The sequence below is a fragment of the Agrobacterium fabrum str. C58 genome, from assembly GCF_000092025.1.
GTDB lineage: Bacteria > Pseudomonadota > Alphaproteobacteria > Rhizobiales > Rhizobiaceae > Agrobacterium > Agrobacterium fabrum.
Genome location: NC_003062.2, coordinates 1599807 through 1614322, shown reverse-complemented (window position 1 = coordinate 1614322; position 14516 = coordinate 1599807). Strand labels below are relative to the sequence as shown.

Here is a 14516-nt window from a genome sequence, read left to right as displayed (position 1 = left end):
AACGACAGGAGTTCGCCGATGCGCGAAACGATGCAACTCGTCCCTATGGTAGTCGAACAATCCTCAAGGGGAGAACGGTCTTTCGACATTTATTCCCGCCTGCTGCGGGAAAGGATTATCTTTCTCAACGGGGAGGTCGACGATACGGTCTCAGCGCTGGTGTGCGCGCAATTGCTGTTTCTCGAAGCGGAAAACCCGAAGAAGCCGATCCACCTCTATATCAACTCGCCGGGTGGCATGGTGACCAGCGGTTTCGCCATGTATGACACCATGCGTTACATTCGTGCGCCGGTGCATACGCTCTGCATGGGTACGGCCCGTTCGATGGGGTCATTCCTGCTGATGGCGGGTGAACCGGGCACGCGGGCGGCGTTGCCCAATGCCAGCATCCTCATTCACCAGCCTTCCGGTGGCTTTCAGGGGCAGGCGTCGGACATGCTCATCCATGCCGAAGAGATCAGGCAGACGAAACATCGCATGACGCGGCTTTATGCCGAGCATTGCGGGCGCAGCTACGAAGAATTCGAAACGGCGATGGATCGCGACCGCTTCATGACGGTGCAGGAGGCTCTGGAATGGGGGCTGATCGACCGCATTCTGGAAGTGCGAGAGGATGCGGCGGCATAGGGCCGGCCTATTCGGATTTCCTGCCGATATTGGCGCCGGCCGGCAGCACTTCCAGGCTGCGCCGGGCAAGCTGGGCCAGCACTTCATCGGAGCCGAACTGGGATGTCCAGCCAAGCCCCTCTACGGCGCGGGCGGGTGAATAGACGCGGTCGATGGTCGTCGGCAGCGCCCAGCCTTCCTGTGCGAAAGCGTCTGTGAGGCCCGGGGTCCGCTGGCGGAGAACGGAGGGCGCATCCTTGGCGAGGGCGTCGCAGTCATCAGCGAAAAACGGGGTGGAGGCCGATACGATATAGCGCTGGAAGTCTTCTCCCGCATTGCCCAGCGCCAGCACATGAGCGTCGGCGACATCACGGATATCGACGCCGCGATGTTGCCGATATGCTGCCATCACGTCGGCGGGCTCCGGGAAACTGCGTGACATGCGGAGCACGCGCACAGCGAGGTGCGGTCCGGCCATTTCCTCTAGCAGATGCTCGGCTTCTAGCTTCGTGCGGTGATAGATACTTTTTGGCTGGGGCGGCGTATCTTCATCGATGAAGGTGCAGGACCCCGAAGAAACAGCGTGTCCGTAGAGTGCCGTGGTGCTGGTGAAGACCAGCCGTGGCACGCCGGTCGCCATCGCCGCTTCCGCCACCATGCGGGCTCCATCGACATTGATGCGCTGGAATTCGGCATTCGGAACGCAACCAACATGCGGAGCATGAAGGGCCGCCGTATGAATTACCGCATCCGCTCGCTCAAAAGCTCTCCGCAGCAGCGACTCGTCCGCGAAATCGTCGACGATATGGGTGGTGGAAAAGGGGGAGCGGTCTATGCCAGTGACATCATGCCGGCCGGCGAGGGCACTGAAAATCGCGCGGCCGACCCGACCGGAGCTGCCCGTCAGCACTATCCGCATGATGTTCCCTCCGCATCAACAGAAAAGCAGCGCCTGGCGCCGCCTTTCAAGGGTTCATCCGGATGATCAGATGAGCAATGTATCCGAATACTGGCCATTCCCGCTGTAACCCTTTGATACTTGAACCCACGAACCTCAAAGCACAAGTACTTTTGGCCACCCAGGATGTCAAAATTGGCCAATGGCATGAACCGAAAGAAAAAGCCGGGATGAAACCCGGTTTGAATTCGCGTAAATTGTCTCGATGTCTACAGTAACAATTGCCGACTGGGACTGCCGGGCGGCTGAGGTCCCGCCATTGAAAGCTTGCTCTGCCGATCCGAAATGATCGAGTTTTGACGCGTCATCAGAAGCCGCATTTCGATCGGATCGATTCGAAGGGCTGCAAGTCCGATTTCAGTCGCAATTTACCAAGGCCATGGCGGCCGATTAAGGCTCATGCGGTGAAAGGGAGACGGCACAATCATCGGCCATGCCTGGGAACAACGTTGTGCCTCACCATGGCCGGCTTTCTTGCCGGCCTCCCTTATTTATCGTCGTGACGCCAATTGTCTCCGAGAGACCCGCGCCGCATTCTGCCTGCCGACTGTTAATCCCTGTCAGCTTGCGGGATTGCGCGCGGTGACGATCCATGTCGCGCCGTTGATCATCACCGACCGCTCACCGGGGCATCCCGACAAAGCGGCACGAACCGCAACCGAGGCGCGGTCGCGTATGTCGTCGGGCTGATCAGCGAGCACCCGCGACAACGGGCCGACCTCAAGTGTCATGTTCACTGCGTCATCGAGCGCCGCGTCCCGTGTTGCGCCCTCGCCAAACGAGACTGAAGCATCGAAAGGCTCGATAGCGATATCGGTGAACCCTGCCTTCGTCAGGATGCGCTCCACACGCTCCTGGTCGCCAAACGAGAACGGGCCGGGGGCTTCCGGACCAGGCGGCGTCATCGATGGGAGGATGCCCTTCATCGCGCCCATCGGCAACCGCATCCAATCGTTCTCAGTCACGCCGCGCCAGCAGACAAAAGCGGCCCGCCCGCCCGGCTTGAGCGCACGGCGCATATGGGCGAACGCCCCTGTCGGATCGTTGAAGAACATCACCCCGAAACGTGAGAACAGGATGTCGAACGCGCCGTCGGGCAACTCGGCCCTGCTGGCGTCGGTTACCCGGAACACGACCGACATATCCTGTGGCGCGAGGGCGCGGGCTCTCTCGATCAGCGGTTCGGATATGTCCACGCCCAGCACATGGCCCTCCGCGCCGACGCGAGCGGCCAGATCTCGGCTGGACGCCCCCGCGCCGCAGCCGACGTCCAGTACGCGTTCGCCGGTAGTGGGCGCGGCGGCTTCGATCGCAGCTTGGCCGAATGGCGCCATCATGGCATCGAGCCGGGCCTGGTAGGCGGCCCAGCGCTCCCCGCTTTGGCCTCTCCAGTCGGCAATATGCTCCGCATTTTGTTGTGCCATGTCCACATCCTTTCTTTTCCGATCCGTTCTTAACCAGGCTGTGCGCACACGTGGTCGTCGCCACCGTGCGCGGCCATGAACATGGCGACGGCCGACCGGCAATAGGATTCGATTTCGTTGTCGTCCTCTGCTCTCGCCTCATCGAAGCGTGCAATAATCAGGAGATCAGAGCCTTTGAAAAGCGCGGCAAACAGGCGGGCGGACTGGACAGGATCAGGCACATTCAGAAGCGCCTTCGCGTGCAACTGACGCAGCAAGGCCTCGATTTGGGCAATCATATGGGCGGGACCGGCTTCGTAATGAATCTTGCTCAACGACTTTTGACTTGTGACATCGGCCGTGACCATGGCTTCGACACTGCGAACGTCCGGGCGCAACAGCGTCCGAAGCAGGGATGATCCCACCGCCATGAGCTGATCTTCGGCCGAACCGTCGACGCCTTCGAAAAGGACCTGTGGTATTAACTGATGGCAGCGGGCCGCAAAGGCTGCGCCAAACAGCGCCTCTTTATTCTCGAAGTGACGATAGATGCTGAGTTTGGATATCTTCGCCCGCTGAGCGACCTTGTCCAATGTCGTCGCTTGAAAACCCAGCTCCGCAAAGAGTTCGCCTGCAGTGTCGACGATCGTTTGACCAAGTGCTTCGTTGACGGGCCGGCCGCGCCGGCTCTGACTATTTTCAGTCACCATAATTGCAGTCCTTGACAGTATCGTTATTGTGGAATTAGGATACCATGGAGTTTCTGAAATAAGCAAGCCGAAGAATTAAGCGAAACACGAGGGCGCCATGCAACGACGAACACTGCTGAAGCTGGCCGCGCTTTCAACCATCGGCGTCCCTTATACCAAGGCCACCGCCAGCCCCAGCCTCAGCCTGCTACCCTCCGTCCACAACAAGGAATCCATCACCATGAATGATGTCATCATCATCGGCGGCAGCTTTGCTGGCCTCGCCGCCGCTCTGCAGCTTGGCCGTGCTCGCCGCAAAGTCATCGTTCTCGATACCGGCCTTCAGCGCAACCGCTTCGCTGGCCGCTCGCACGGTATGCTGGGTCACGATGACAAGCCACCGTCCGCAATCCTGGCCGAGGCGCGGCAGCAACTCGCGCGCTACCCTGCTATCAGGATTGTCAATGCCCGCGCCGACAGCATCTCCGGTACCATCGACAATTTCTCCGTCCTTACTGGCGATGGTGAAACCCTAAGCGCGCGCCGCCTGATCCTGAGCTATGGCGTTGTTGACCAAATGCCTGATGTTTCGGGTTTTGCCGAGAACTGGGGCACATCCGTTATCCCATGCCCCTATTGCGACGGCTTCGAAGTTGCTGACCAGCACTGGGGCCTCGTCTGGTCTGGCCCGCAGTCGATGAATCAGGTCAGGCTGTTTCACGATTGGACCGACAGGTTGACTGTTTTCGGCAATGGTCACGACATCACCCCCGACATACGGGCCGATCTGGAAAGCCGAAAGGTACCTGTCGTTGATGGTCGGATCAACGAAATCGCACGTCACGGGAGCCATGGCGCCACTATCAAGCTCGATACCAGTCCTGATGTCGAAGTCGACATCCTGTTCGCGCATCCGCGCAACAAGCCATCCGCAAGCCTGCATGACGCACTGGGCCTCGCCACGGTCAACACGCCAACCGGCATCGCCCTCAAGACCGACGAGCGCCGCGAAACCAGCATGCCAGGCATTTACGCCGCCGGTGACCTTGCTAACCCCGGCATCCCCTCGGTCACCACGGCAACATGGCAAGGAGCGATGGCAGGTATCTTCGCTCAGCAGTCTATGCTGGTTTGAGAAGACAAGTTGAAGGATGAGCATAGCCGTTGAACCGAACAGCGTGGGGGAGTGACCTTGCCTGCGCCCTTCGTCTGTCTGGGAACGCTGCTGTGAAGCACAGCAGCTTCGGAAGGCGCAGTTGGCGAGCGATGTGTCGCTTCTCTCCGCCTGCTCATATCGATGATCCGGAACCTCGAGCTCTTGGCGCAGGGCCTGAAGGAATGATCATGACTGGGAGACCTCGTGGTTACGTGAACAGGGTGGTTTGACTATAACTCTTTCTCGGTTTCACTGTCTGTTCTGACGGGCGTTTTCCGGGCACTCTTCAGTGCCCGGAAATAATCAAACGTGGCGTTGGCCAGTTTCAGGTTCCAAAATGGCCAGTATTAGGGCTATTTGGCCAAGACTAGCTTGGGTTTCTCATCAAATATCCAGATTATCCGCGAAAGCCGCCCGTTCCTGAATGAAACGGAAGCGAGCATCCGCCTTGGTGCCCATCAGATTGTCCACCGCCTCGCGGGTGCCTTCGAAATCCACGTCATCGATCTCGACGCGCAGCAGGGTGCGCTTTTCGGGATCCATGGTGGTTTCCTTCAGCTGTGCGGCCATCATTTCACCGAGGCCTTTGAAGCGGCCGATTTCGACCTTCTTGCCCTTAAAGACGGTTTCCATCAGCTCTGCGCGATGAGCGTCGTCGCGGGCATAGGCGCTTTTGGCACCCTGACGGATGACGTAGAGCGGCGGCACGGCCAGATAGAGATGGTTGCCGCGGATGAGTTCCGGCATTTCCTGATAGAAAAAGGTGATGAGCAGCGAGGCGATGTGGGCGCCGTCGACATCGGCATCGGTCATGATGATGATGCGTTCGTAACGCAGATCCTCTTCGCGGTACTTGGTGCGCGTGCCGCAGCCGAGTGCCTGGATGAGATCGGCGATCTGCTGGTTGGCCGATAGCTTTTCGCGGCTGGCGCTGCCGACGTTCAAAATCTTGCCACGCAGCGGCAGGATGGCCTGATTGGCGCGGTTGCGCGCCTGCTTGGCCGAGCCGCCAGCCGAGTCACCCTCGACGATGAAAAGTTCCGCATTCTCAGCCGTGTTCTGCGAGCAGTCCGCCAGCTTGCCGGGCAGGCGCAGCTTGCGCACCGCCGTCTTGCGGTTGACTTCCTTTTCCTTGCGGCGGCGAAGGCGTTCTTCGGCGCGCTCGATCACCCAGTCGAGCAGCTTGGCCGCTTCGCCCGGGTTGCCGGTGAGATAGTGGTCGAAGGGATCGCGCAGCGCGTTTTCAACAATGCGCTGGGCCTCGACGGTCGCAAGCTTGTCCTTGGTCTGGCCGACGAATTCCGGCTCGCGGATAAAGACCGAGAGCATGCCGGCTGCCGAGATCATCACGTCATCGGTGGTGATTTCACGGGCGCGCTTGTTCTGCGTCAACTCGGCATAGTTCTTCAGGCCCTTGGTGAGCGCGATGCGGAAACCGGCCTCATGCGTGCCGCCTTCGGGCGTCGGGATGGTGTTGCAATAGGAATGGATCTGCGTGTCGCCGCCATACCAGGTGACAGCCCATTCCAACGCACCGTGGCCGCCGGTCTTTTCGGTGCGGCCCGAGAAAATCTCGCGGGTGACCGTGAATTCCTTGCCGAGCGTGGCCGCCAGATAGTCCTTGAGACCACCCGGAAAATGGAACACGGCCTTTTCAGGGATTTCGCCATCGGCCGGCACCATGCCGGGGTCGCAACTCCAGCGGATTTCTACGCCGCCGAACAGATAGGCCTTGGAGCGGGCCATGCGGAAGATGCGGGCCGGTTCGAATTTCGCGTGATCGCCGAAAATCTGCGGGTCGGGGTGGAAACGCACGCGGGTGCCGCGGCGATTATGCACGTCGCCCAGTTCCTCAAGCCCGCCAATCGGCGCGCCGCGCGAAAAACGCTGGCGGTAAAGCTTGCGGTTACGGGCGACTTCAACTTCCAGCAGGTCGGAGAGCGCATTGACCACGGAAACGCCGACGCCATGCAGGCCGCCCGATGTCTCATAGGCCTTGCCGTCGAATTTGCCGCCGGCATGCAGCTTGGTCATGATGACTTCGAGCGTCGATTTGCCCGGAACCTGCGGATGGTTTTCCACGGGGATACCGCGGCCGTTATCGGTGACGGTCAGAAAACCTTCAGCATCGAGATGAACCTCGATGAAATTGGCGTGGCCTGCGACGGCCTCGTCCATGGAGTTGTCGATGACTTCGGCAAAGAGATGGTGCAGCGCCTTTTCGTCGGTGCCGCCAATATACATGCCCGGACGCATGCGAACGGGCTCCAGCCCTTCAAGCACGCGGATCGACGAGGCGCCGTAGTCATCACTGGAAGGAGACACGGGGGCGGGCGGAGCGGACGTTGGGATGGCCGCAATGGCTGCGGGTTTCGGCTGCACATTCCGGTTGGCGGGCACGTTGGCAGCTGCGGTCGCCGGGGCCTTCACGGGTTTCACCGTGTCCTCGTTCGTTTCCGTATCGCTGTTTTGTGCTGCCGGAAGACCGGAGAAGAGATCGTTGCTGTCGTCCATCATGTCCAAAGTTCAAAAGCGTGTGTCAGAATTTCGCCATGCGAATCATTATGTCAATCGCGTCAATCATAACGCCAAATGCGTTTCCCGTCCGATTGAACCGGGTCCGCTTGGGCGAGCGCGGTGCATCCTATGCCACGATTGTGTCAGGGGTTCGCAACAGGAGGATTGCGCTGCCGGCCTTGCGATGGCAAGTCTCGCAGCCACGAATGAACGGTTAGCCAAGGCATGTCCACAGCTCATTTCACGTTTTGTACTCTTTTCAGCCTCACTGTTGCGGCCATGCCGGTTGCGGCCCCGGCTGCTGACGGGCCGCTGCGGCCTTTCAAGGATGAGCTGTTTTCCGTCCAGACGGTGGTTTCCACCGGCGATGGCGGCGCATCCGAAGTCATCGACTATCAGGAAATGCGCGACATCAACGGCCGCGACGAGGTGCCGGAGCGCCGGGTGAAGCGGCAATACGTGGATATGGCGCCAAAGAAGGCGCAGGCGCTGGAAACCGTTTCCGTCGAGGGCAGGGCGCTTGAGGTGGGCCGTGTCGGGCCGGCAAGCGGACAGGCCTTCACCGTCATCTTCATCCACGGACGCGGCGGCGACCGCCGGCTCGGCATGAACGACTATACGTTCGGCGGCAATTTCAACCGGCTGAAAAATCTCGCCATTGCCAATGGCGGAACCTATTACGCGCCGAGTGTGCGCTCCTTTGACGAAAACGGCGTTGCCGATGTCGCGGCGCTGATTGCCGATGCGGCGCAGAAGTCGGGTGGGAAGCCGGTGGTGCTCACCTGCGCGTCTATGGGTAGTTTCATCTGTTATGGCATCAGCCGCGACAAGGCGGCCGTCGCCAATCTCAAGGGCATGGCGATCCTTGGCGGTGCGGTCGATCCCGATTTTCCGAAAAGCGCATTTGCCAAGACGAAAAAGCCCGTTTGGTTCACCCATGGCAGTGCCGACAAGGTCTATTCGGCCGATCAGCAGGCGACGATCTTCCGCTCGTTACTCAAGGCCGGCGAGCCGGCGCGGTTTACGCGCTACGAGACAGGCAGCCACGGGACGCCGGTGCGCATGACCGACTGGCGGGCGGTATTGAACTGGATTTTGAGCCGCTGAGGCCTCTGTTTGGATCAGCAACGGAAAAATTTGCGAAATCCGCCGTTGTTTTGAACCTTTAAGCCGCTTTTTTGTACCATTTGCGGCCAGCTGCGGTTAAAGGAATAACCCGGGATTTCCGGCAGGGTTTCTGTCGTGATTGAGGGCCGCGTGCGGCCGAGGGATGGGGGTGCCGCCAAAAGCGGGCCAGAGACAAAGGGAATGGGATACCTATGACGCCGAATGTTCGACCGCTTGTTGCCGGAAACTGGAAGATGAACGGCACCCGTGCCTCGCTCGATCAGATCAAGGCCATGGCAGAGGGCGTTAAGGGCGCGCTGTCCGAGAAGGTGGATGCGCTGATCTGCCCGCCCTCGACATTGCTCTACGTAGCAACGGCGCTCTGCGATGACAGCCCGCTGCTGATCGGCGCGCAGGATTGCCACCAGAATGATACCGGCGCCCATACCGGCGATATTTCCGCCGAGATGATTGCCGATTGCTTCGGCACCCATGTTATCGTTGGCCATTCCGAGCGCCGCACCGACCACGCCGAGACCGATCACCTGGTTCGCGCCAAGGCATCCGCTGCCCATCAGGTCGACCTTATCGCCATCGTCTGCATCGGCGAGACTGCGGATGAGCGCAAGGCGGGACAGACGCTGGATATTCTCAAGCGCCAGTTGGCCGGCTCCCTGCCGGATGAAGCGACTGCTGAAAACACCGTCATCGCCTATGAGCCTGTGTGGGCGATTGGCACCGGTCTTACCCCGACCACGCAGGACGTGCGCGAAGCCCATGCCTTCATGCGCGACGAGCTGGTCAAGCGCTTCGGTGACGCCGGCAAGACCATGCGCATTCTCTATGGTGGTTCGGTGAAGCCCGCCAATGCGCTGGAACTGATGGGCGTCGAGAATGTCGATGGCGCGCTGATCGGCGGCGCCAGCTTGAAAGCCGCAGACTTCCTTTCCATCTATGCGGCATATGAGCAACTGACGGCCTGAGACCAGCTTTCCTGTCACAGCGGCTGGAAAGGGGCTTGGAATAAACCTTCGCCTCATGTAAAGAGCCGCGAAACCTTCTTTGTAGTGCTCCGCGCGGGGCATGGAATGGATTGTCATGCAGACCGTTTTGATTGTTATTCACCTCATGATCGTGCTGGCGCTCGTCGGCGTTGTCCTGATCCAGCGTTCCGAAGGCGGCGGCCTCGGTATCGGCGGCGGTTCGGGCTTCATGTCCGCGCGCGGAACGGCCAATGCGTTGACCCGCACAACGGGTATCCTCGCCGCGCTGTTCTTCCTGACGTCGCTCGGCCTTGGTCTTATGACCCGTTACGAATCGCGTCCAACCGATATTCTGAACCGTATTCCGGCCACGCAAGGCCAGGGCAACGGCATTCTCGACACGCTCGGCCCGGCACAGACGCCGGCAGCGCCGGCTCCGGCTGGAAATGGCGTTCCGACCAATAGTGGTGCAGCCGCACCGGCGCAGACGGCTCCGGCACAGGCCACACCGGCTCCGGCCGCTTCCGGCACGGCCGCTCCGGCCCCGGCGCAGCCCGCCGATCCGAACGCCGTTCCGACCGGTCAATAAGCCCGGTTTTGATTTAACGCTCCGGCAGGCCAAAAGCCTGCCGGTTTTCTTTTGTTCGCATTCCGGCTCGCCCCATCGCAGATTCGTCAACAGCGAATTTTCGAAACAATGAAATTTGGGCTGGCGGAATCAGAGGTAAAAAGGTATCCGGTGAATCCCATGGCGCGATATGTATTCATCACAGGCGGCGTGGTCTCCTCTCTCGGTAAGGGCATCGCAGCTGCGGCACTCGGAGCTTTGCTGCAATCCCGTGGTTATCGGGTGCGGCTTCGCAAACTCGACCCTTATCTGAACGTTGATCCCGGCACCATGAGCCCGACACAGCACGGCGAAGTGTTCGTGACGGATGACGGTGCCGAGACGGACCTCGACCTTGGCCACTATGAACGCTTTACCGGGCGTTCGGCCACCAAGACCGACAACATCACCACCGGTCGCATTTACAAGAACATCATCGACAAGGAACGCCGCGGCGACTATCTCGGCGCGACGGTACAGGTCATTCCGCATGTCACCAACGAGATCAAGGATTTCGTGACCGAAGGCAATGACGATTACGACTTCGTCATCTGCGAAATCGGCGGCACGGTGGGTGATATCGAGGCGATGCCGTTCATGGAGGCGATCCGCCAGCTCGGTAACGACCTGCCGCGCGGCACCGCAATCTATGTTCATCTGACGCTGATGCCTTACATTCCGGCGGCCGGCGAATTGAAGACAAAGCCGACCCAGCATTCCGTGAAGGAACTGCAGGCGCTTGGCATTCATCCCGACATCCTGCTGGTGCGCGCCGACCGGGAAATCCCGGAAGCGGAACGCCGCAAGCTCTCGCTGTTCTGCAACGTGCGTCCGTCCGCCGTTATTCAGGCGCTGGATGTTGCCAACATCTATGACGTTCCGATCGCCTACCACAATGAAGGTCTCGATTCGGAAGTGCTGGCCGCCTTCGGCATCGAACCGGCGCCGAAGCCGCGTCTGGAACAGTGGGAAGAGGTCTGCAACCGCATCCGCACGCCGGAAGGCGAGGTAACGATTGCGATCGTCGGCAAATATACCGGCCTCAAGGATGCCTACAAGTCGCTGATCGAGGCGCTGCATCACGGTGGCTTCGCCAACCGCGTCAAGGTTAAGCTGGAGTGGATCGAGTCGGAAGTCTTCGAAAAGGAAGATCCGACGCCTTATCTCGAAAAGGTCAACGGCATTCTGGTGCCGGGCGGTTTCGGCGAGCGCGGTTCCGAAGGCAAGATCATGGCGGCGCAGTTCGCCCGTGAGCGCAACGTGCCCTATTTCGGCATCTGCTTCGGCATGCAGATGGCGGTCGTGGAAGCGGCCCGACATCTCGCCGGCATCGAAAATGCCTCGTCCACCGAATTCGGTCCCACGGCGGAACCCGTCGTTGGCCTGATGACCGAATGGGTGAAGGGCAACGAGCTGGAGAAGCGCTCCACCAAGGGCGATCTCGGCGGCACCATGCGTCTCGGCGCCTACAAGGCGGCGCTGAAGAAAGACACCAAGATCGCCGAAATCTATGGCACCACTGATATTTCCGAGCGCCACCGCCACCGCTACGAGGTGAATGTGGACTACAAGGACCGGCTGGAAGAGTGCGGCTTGGTCTTCTCGGGCATGTCTCCCGATGGTGTCCTGCCGGAGACGGTGGAATATCCTGACCATCCGTGGTTTATCGGCGTGCAATACCACCCGGAACTGAAGAGCCGCCCGCTCGACCCGCATCCGCTTTTCGCCAGCTTCGTCGAAGCGGCGGTGGAGCAGAGCCGGCTGGTTTGACGGTTTGAATGATACAAAAAAGGGCCGCGTTTGCGGTCCTTTTTTGTTTGGCGAACAGACTTTCCGTCCTGCAATCATGGTTTGTCGGGATCGGGATTACCGGGTTGCATCAAGCGAGAAAGTTGTGTTTTCGCAGCCATGCTTCAAACCATTGCGGCCATTCCTGCGTTGCGGTTCCGGGCTTGCCCATGCCAAAGCCGTGGCCACCGGAGACGATTGGATGAAATTCGACATTCACCCCCGCCTTCTCGCAGGCCCGCTGCATGATGAGGCTATTGGCGGGATTGGAAATCCGGTCGTCATCCGCCTGTGTGATGAAGACCGGCGGGCAATCGTTGCTCACATGGCTTTCCACTGACCATTCTCGCGTCGCCTCGTCTGTAGAGTGAGCGCCGATAAGCGATCTACGGGTGGACGTATGGTCATAAGGCGGTGCAAGCGTGATGACCGGATAGATCAGGGCTGCGACATCCGGCCGGGCTGATTGCCTGTCGATGTCATCGACCGCCGTGTAGGATGCAAACGCCGGGCGGGTCGCTGCCAGTCCCATCAAGTGGCCGCCTGCAGAAAAGCCAAGTGCGCCTATCCGTTGCGAATCGATCTGCCAATCCGAACTGCGTGCACGTATCAGACGAAATGCGCGCTGTGCGTCCTGAAGCGGTGCCAGCGGCCCGGCAGTCCATCCCTCGGTCGGAAGGCGATAGGTGAGGACAAAAGCGCAAATGCCTCTGGCGGCAAGCCAGCGTGCGGCGGGATAGGACTCCTTGCCTTCCTCGATGCGTTTATACCCGCCGCCGCCTGCAATGAGCATTGCAGACCCGTTTGGCCTGATGGGTGCAAACATCTCAAGGCCCGGTATGGCGATGTTGGTGACAGCGCCTTTTTTGCTGATGTTCTGGGAACCGCTTGGACCGTGGCCGCCAGGAGGCGGGCCGGGCCAGAGGGAAAATCGGGGTCGATCGCCGTCGGCAAGCAGATGCGGGGCTTTCATCACAGTGGCGAGGAGCGCGCCACCCAGAAGCAGGCTGCGGCGGCAGATCATGATATCACCCTCGTGCTTGGTCGTGGCATTTTCTGCGGAAGAACAGTGTATGAGGAAGATGTAAAAACACCAAATGAGGTCAATGCCGGTGCATCTCGATGTTCCGGCCCTATCCCGGTCTCATTACCCAGCTGTCAATCGGGCAAACAAAAACGGGCCCGAAGGCCCGTTCCCAATTCCCACAAATTCCAAACCGGCTTACTTCGGGCCGATCATGTTTTCGGGGCGCACATACTGGTCGAATTCCTCGTTGGTGAGGTATCCACCACCAACGGCTTCTTCGCGCAGCGTCGTGCCGTTCTTGTGGGCGGTCTTGGCGATCTTGGCGCAGATGTCGTAGCCGAGCTTGCCGTTGAGCGCCGTGACGAGCATCAGCGAGTTCTCGACGCCCTTCCGGATATTGTCTTCGCGCGCCTCGATGCCGACGACGCAGTTGTCGGTGAAGGACACGGCCGCATCGCCCAGAAGCTGGACCGACTGCAGAAAGTTGTAGGCCATCATCGGATTATAGACGTTGAGTTCGAAGTGGCCCTGCGAGCCTGCGAAGGAAAGCGCTGCATTGTTGCCGAAGATATGGGCGCAAACCTGCGTCAGTGCCTCCGACTGCGTCGGGTTGACCTTGCCCGGCATGATCGACGAGCCGGGCTCGTTTTCCGGCAGCGACAATTCGCCGAGACCGGCGCGCGGGCCGGAACCGAGGAAGCGGATGTCGTTGGCGATCTTGAAGAGTGCAGCGGCAGCGGCGTTGATCGCGCCGTGCGAGAAGACCATGGAATCATGCGAGGCAAGCGCTTCGAACTTGTTCGGCGCGGTGACGAAGGAAAGGCCGGTAATCTCAGAGATTTCCTCGGCGACCTTTTCGGCAAAACCAACAGGGGCATTGAGGCCCGTGCCAACCGCCGTACCGCCCTGGGCGAGCTTCGACAGTGCGGGCAGTGTGAGTTCGATATTGGCGATCGCCGAGGCGACCTGAGCGGCGTAACCGGAGAATTCCTGGCCGAGCGTCAGCGGGGTCGCGTCCTGCGTGTGGGTACGGCCGATCTTGATGATCTTTTCGAACTGCTTGACCTTGGCTTCCAGCGCCGTGTGCAGGTGCTTGAGGGCCGGCAACAGGTGGTGAACGATCTCTTCCACGCAGGCGATGTGCATCGCCGTCGGGTAGGTGTCGTTCGAGGACTGGCTCATATTGACGTGGTCATTCGGGTGAACAGGCTTCTTGGTGCCCATTTCGCCGCCGAGCATTTCGATCGCGCGGTTGGAAATCACCTCGTTGGCATTCATGTTGGACTGGGTGCCGGAGCCGGTCTGCCAGACGACGAGCGGGAAATGCTCGGTCAGCTTGCCGTCGATGACTTCCTGCGCGGCGGCGATGATGGCATCTCCCACCTTGGGGTCGAGACCTGCAAGCGCCATGTTGGCGCGGGCAGCGGCCTGCTTGACGATGCCGAGCGCACGAACGACAGAGGCGGGCTGCTTTTCCCAGCCGATCTTGAAGTTGCCGAGCGAGCGCTGCGCCTGCGCGCCCCAGTAGCGATCGGCCTGAACTTCAATAGGGCCAAATGTATCGGTTTCTGTCCGTGTGGCTGTCATCAATCTTGCCTTTTTACTCGTTTTCCTCCGCCAAAACGGCACTTCGCCCGCCTTGCGCGGCCGATATATAGAATCATCGCGCCGGCAA

Annotated in this window: 12 protein-coding genes; 6 read left to right on the top strand and 6 right to left on the bottom strand. The window is 60.0% G+C overall.

Annotated features, from left to right (window positions below):
• The first annotated feature begins 18 nt into the window (after window positions 1-18).
• Window positions 19-627, top strand: a complete 609-nt coding sequence (locus tag ATU_RS07990) for an ATP-dependent Clp protease proteolytic subunit (protein ID WP_010971753.1) — start codon at window positions 19-21, stop codon at window positions 625-627.
• 7 nt (window positions 628-634) lie between these two features.
• Here ATU_RS07990 and ATU_RS07985 read toward each other — a convergent pair whose 3' ends face one another.
• The 3 genes from ATU_RS07985 to ATU_RS07975 all read right to left on the bottom strand — a co-directional run bounded on the left by ATU_RS07985 (window position 635) and on the right by ATU_RS07975 (window position 3674).
• Complete coding sequence (locus ATU_RS07985) at window positions 635-1525, bottom strand: NAD-dependent epimerase/dehydratase family protein (protein ID WP_010971752.1); 891 nt, start codon at window positions 1523-1525, stop codon at window positions 635-637.
• A 599-nt stretch (window positions 1526-2124) separates the two neighbouring features.
• Window positions 2125-2988: a class I SAM-dependent methyltransferase gene (locus ATU_RS07980; protein ID WP_010971751.1), complete on the bottom strand. Its 864-nt coding sequence runs from the start codon at window positions 2986-2988 to the stop codon at window positions 2125-2127.
• A gap of 29 nt (window positions 2989-3017) precedes the next feature.
• Window positions 3018-3674, bottom strand: coding sequence for a TetR/AcrR family transcriptional regulator (locus ATU_RS07975; RefSeq protein WP_035258642.1), 657 nt, complete (start codon window positions 3672-3674; stop codon window positions 3018-3020).
• A gap of 223 nt (window positions 3675-3897) precedes the next feature.
• Between ATU_RS07975 and ATU_RS07970 the strand changes: the two genes are divergently transcribed.
• A complete protein-coding gene (locus ATU_RS07970; protein WP_035258639.1) occupies window positions 3898-4791 on the top strand; it encodes an NAD(P)/FAD-dependent oxidoreductase in 894 nt (297 codons plus the stop codon).
• Window positions 4792-5196: 405 nt separating this feature from the next.
• On the opposite strand, the gene parE is transcribed toward ATU_RS07970, so the two are convergent.
• Entirely contained in the window at window positions 5197-7329 is a 2133-nt protein-coding gene (gene parE / locus ATU_RS07965; protein ID WP_010971748.1) for a DNA topoisomerase IV subunit B, read from the bottom strand.
• 225 nt (window positions 7330-7554) lie between these two features.
• Between parE and ATU_RS07960 the strand changes: the two genes are divergently transcribed.
• The 4 genes from ATU_RS07960 to ATU_RS07945 all read left to right on the top strand — a co-directional run bounded on the left by ATU_RS07960 (window position 7555) and on the right by ATU_RS07945 (window position 11796).
• Complete coding sequence (locus ATU_RS07960; RefSeq protein ID WP_010971747.1) at window positions 7555-8436, top strand: alpha/beta fold hydrolase; 882 nt, start codon at window positions 7555-7557, stop codon at window positions 8434-8436.
• A gap of 212 nt (window positions 8437-8648) precedes the next feature.
• Window positions 8649-9419, top strand: coding sequence for a triose-phosphate isomerase (tpiA, locus tag ATU_RS07955; RefSeq protein ID WP_006315428.1), 771 nt, complete (start codon window positions 8649-8651; stop codon window positions 9417-9419).
• A 115-nt stretch (window positions 9420-9534) separates the two neighbouring features.
• Complete coding sequence (secG, locus tag ATU_RS07950; protein ID WP_010971746.1) at window positions 9535-10008, top strand: preprotein translocase subunit SecG; 474 nt, start codon at window positions 9535-9537, stop codon at window positions 10006-10008.
• Between the two features lie 150 nt (window positions 10009-10158).
• Entirely contained in the window at window positions 10159-11796 is a 1638-nt protein-coding gene (locus ATU_RS07945) for a CTP synthase (protein ID WP_006315432.1), read from the top strand.
• Between the two features lie 109 nt (window positions 11797-11905).
• Here the strand turns inward: ATU_RS07945 and ATU_RS07940 are convergent, their stop codons facing one another.
• Together ATU_RS07940 and fumC are read right to left on the bottom strand one after the other, a co-directional pair.
• Entirely contained in the window at window positions 11906-12838 is a 933-nt protein-coding gene (locus ATU_RS07940) for an alpha/beta hydrolase (RefSeq protein ID WP_010971744.1), read from the bottom strand.
• A 198-nt stretch (window positions 12839-13036) separates the two neighbouring features.
• On the bottom strand, window positions 13037-14428 hold the full coding sequence (fumC, locus tag ATU_RS07935; protein WP_010971743.1) for a class II fumarate hydratase: 1392 nt from the start codon (window positions 14426-14428) through the stop codon (window positions 13037-13039).
• Window positions 14429-14516 lie beyond the last annotated feature (88 nt).